The sequence below is a fragment of the Actinomadura meyerae genome, from assembly GCF_900188445.1.
Lineage (GTDB): Bacteria > Actinomycetota > Actinomycetes > Streptosporangiales > Streptosporangiaceae > Spirillospora > Spirillospora meyerae.
Map to the genome: position 1 here is coordinate 1 of NZ_FZOR01000095.1, position 3512 is coordinate 3512.

Here is a 3512-nt window from a genome sequence, read left to right on the forward strand (position 1 = left end):
AGTACGGCACCCAGCGCCTGGACACCGCCAAGACCTTCCGCGAGGGCATCGACGGCAACGACCGCTTCGCCACCTACCACTACACCGACTCCGGCTCCATCACCTCCATCACCGACACCTCCCGCGACGGCGTCGACAACCAGTGCTTCACCTACGACCACTTGCGACGCCTCACCCAGGCATGGAGCCAAGGCACCACCGGGGCCTGCGCCGCCGAACCATCCTCCTCGGTGATCGGCGGCCCGGCCCCGTACTGGCAGTCCTTCACCTACGACAAGGCAGGCAACCGCACCGGCGAAACCCGCCACGGCATCGCCGGAACCACCGACACCACCCGCACCTACACCTACGCACCCGCAGGCCAAGGCAACCGCCTCACCCAACTCACCCAGAACAGCCCCACCGGAAACCGCACCGACACCTACACCTACGACGCCACCGGCAACACCACCACCATCCAGACCGCAGACGGCAGCCCCAGCAGCAGCACCCAGACCTTCACCTGGGACACCGAAGGCGAACTAACCAAGGTCACCCAGCACGGCAACGACGAAACCTACATCTACGACGCCGACGGCAACCGCCTCATCCGCAAGGACCCCACCGGCTCCACCCTCTACCTGCCCGGCGGCACCGAACTACGGGCCCTAAACGGCGCCTCCTCCGCTACCGGGACCCGCTACTACGCCTTCGCCGGTCAGACCGTCGCGATGCGCGCGTCCGACGGCACTATCACCTATCTGACCGGTGACCACCAAGGCACGGACCAGATCGCCATCAACGCGGCCACCCAGTCCAGCACGGTCCGCCGGTTCACACCCTTCGGGTCGATCCGCGGCATGGACGAGGATGCCACCTGGCCGAACGACAGAGGGTTCGTCGGAGGTGTCCGGGACCCCACCGGCCTCACCCATCTGGGCGCTCGCGAATACGACCCCGACACCGGCCGCTTCATCTCCGTCGACCCCCTTATGGACCCGGCCGACCCCCAGCAGATGAACGGTTACGCCTATGCCAACAACTCGCCGGTCAGCAACGCAGATCCCGACGGGAAGATGTGCTTCCCCACCGGCACCGGGCAGGTCGACTGCTACAACGGGGACGGAGTCGACCGCCGATCCAATTCCAATGGATGCTACGACGTCTACGACGGTGGCGGACGGATGGTCGCCTCCACGGGCGGAGGACTCAACTCCCGGACGTCACGCCACGTTGGTGCATGGAATACGATCACCGTTCCCAAGTACATCGACATAGTTCGTTTCCGGAAGAAGTTCTGGCCCTTCTTCTACCAGTTCGCGAATCCGGGCGGATACCGTTATGCACCGGAAGTGCAAGCGGTGGACATCGAGGCCGCACTCCACGCGTGCGCAGCATGGACGAATGCGTCAGAACTATGTTCTACGCCAAGCTGAACAAAGCCTGGATCGATCTCAACGGCGGATTCGCCATCTTCCTCGGCGGGCGCGGACGGCGCGGGCGGCCCAGCCCCACCACAACGAAGCTCCGGCAGAGGCTGGCGGGCGTGGCCCGGAACCTGCGGTGCAGCAGCAGTTTCGTCCCGGGCACCGATGTCCTCATGGCCGACGGCACCCGCAAACCCATCGAGGACGTCAAGGTCGGCGACAAGGTCCTCGCCACGGACCCCGAGACGGGCAAGACCCGAGCTCAACCGGTCCTCGGCACCATCACCAGCAAGGGCGACAAGAACCTGGTCCAGATCACCGTGAACGCGGACGCTCCGGCTCTCGGATGGACGGAGGGTGACACGCCCGAGCCCACGACCGCGACACCTCTCCTCAAGAAGCCGAAGAGCGGCGTGCTCATCGCGACCGACACACATCCCTTCTGGGTCGGTGGCGACATCAACGCCTGGGTCGAGGCCGCCGACCTCAAGCCCGGCATGTGGCTTCGCAGCAGCGCCGGCACCTACGTCCAGATAACCGTGGCCGAGCACGAGACCACTCGACACCAACGCGTCCACAACCTGACCATCGCTAACCTGCACACGTACTATGTAGAGGCCGGGCAGTCTTCGGTCCTCGTCCACAACGAGGACGTTTGCGATCTCAGGGTCATTGCAACCGGGCAGGCCATAGAGCACAACCGCGCTTCGGTCAGAGCCATGCCGGAAGGCTATGGTTTCAGCGGGGTATACGATCCCACCACGGGTCGATTGGTCGCGCGACTCAGTAGCGGCCCACAGGCGCTCGTTCCGCAGGCCGGGGGGCATGGTAGGACCAATCGGGAAATGTTCGGAAACTCGACGGAAACGGTCGGTTTTGTCGCAATCGTGCGGGATGGATCGCTCGAGGTGAGATGGAACTCGGGGAGCGTGAATCGACGGAACTTCCGTAACGCTGCGGCTCCGACACAGTACCGTGAGCCTATTATGGAGGCGCTGCGGAACCTCACTGGCCTAGAAGTATCCGGGTGATGGAAATGGGCGATCTTCAAGTTCTCGGTCATCGCATTCCCGCCGCGCTGGAAGTGCTTTTGAAGGAGGGGAGGTGGGTTCCGCCTGCGGACGAACAGGTATTTTTGGAGATCTTTGGGGAACGACCCAATGAAGCGCATTTTTTCGATCTTTCCGAATTGGTGCGCTGTAACGAGCTTTGGCGGGAACTCGAGCCGCTTGACATTTTTTGGGAACCGGAAGTAGATACCAGTCTTGGTATCGATCTGCGGCTTTCGGTACTCATCGGCGTCCTGGGAACCGACATGCCGTTCGTCTTGGACTATCGGGAGTCGGATGTGGTGCCGAGAGTGCTTTACCTTGCTAGTTCGGATGGTTTCGCATGGGTGCAAGTTGCCTCTGACGTCGAGGACTTGATCCATCGACTCGATGTGTGAGGCCCATCCGGGGTGGTGATACCGGGTCTGCGGCAGGGAGGCGAGTTTGCGTGACGCTCTTTTCTCGGGCATGGGTGATACCGGTTGATCACTTCTCAAAGCCCTGACAGGAGCGGGCCACCAGCCTGACACAGCGGGCTGTCCGTGGGCGCCTGTGCGGTTGTCCGGGGGGTGCCGAACAGGCGGGGGCAGTCCCAGGTGATGCCGGCCGGGTCGTCGACGTCCGGCGTCGGTGAAGAACCCTGCTCCATGTCGTGCTGCGGCGCTTGCATGAGGGCTCCGATCGCCTCGCCCGTGGGCGGAACCGGGTAGGCGGGGTTACTCATTCGTGCTCGCATCGCGGACATGGATCTTCAGTGCTGGGTTGCCTCTCTGACGACCGGCGGAGTTTCGAAGTGACCGATACTCGCAACTGGTTCCGGCGTGGAGGGCGCATAGCGCTTTTGGTGGGGCGTTGGCGTGGGGAGGTGGGGGGCGTCAGGATGCTGGGGTGACTTTGCCGCCTGGGATGCCGCCCCTGCCGCCCTATCGAGGGGGGACCGGTGTGCCGCCGGGTGGGCCGCCGCCGGGGATGCGGGCCGGGCCGCCGGAGGCTGAGCCGTTCGTGCTGCCGGGGCCCTGGTACCGGATCCAGGCGATTCCGGCGCCGCAGCGGACGG

The 3512-nt window shown here is 64.2% G+C and carries 3 protein-coding genes; all 3 read left to right on the forward strand.

Annotated features, from left to right (window positions below; genetic code table 11):
* Positions 1 to 1415: RHS repeat-associated core domain-containing protein (locus CHF16_RS38960; protein WP_143228378.1), on the forward strand; the 1415-nt coding region annotated here is incomplete at its 5' end.
* Positions 1397 to 2437 carry a polymorphic toxin-type HINT domain-containing protein gene (locus CHF16_RS38965; protein ID WP_179271933.1) on the forward strand — a complete coding sequence of 347 codons (1041 nt, stop codon included), beginning with the start codon at positions 1397 to 1399 and terminating at the stop codon, positions 2435 to 2437. The genes CHF16_RS38960 and CHF16_RS38965, both read left to right, overlap by 19 nt.
* Positions 2437 to 2853 carry a hypothetical protein gene (locus CHF16_RS38970; protein WP_143228380.1) on the forward strand — a complete coding sequence of 139 codons (417 nt, stop codon included), beginning with the start codon at positions 2437 to 2439 and terminating at the stop codon, positions 2851 to 2853. Before CHF16_RS38965 ends, CHF16_RS38970 begins: the two co-directional genes overlap by 1 nt.
* Positions 2854 to 3512: the final 659 nt, after the last annotated feature.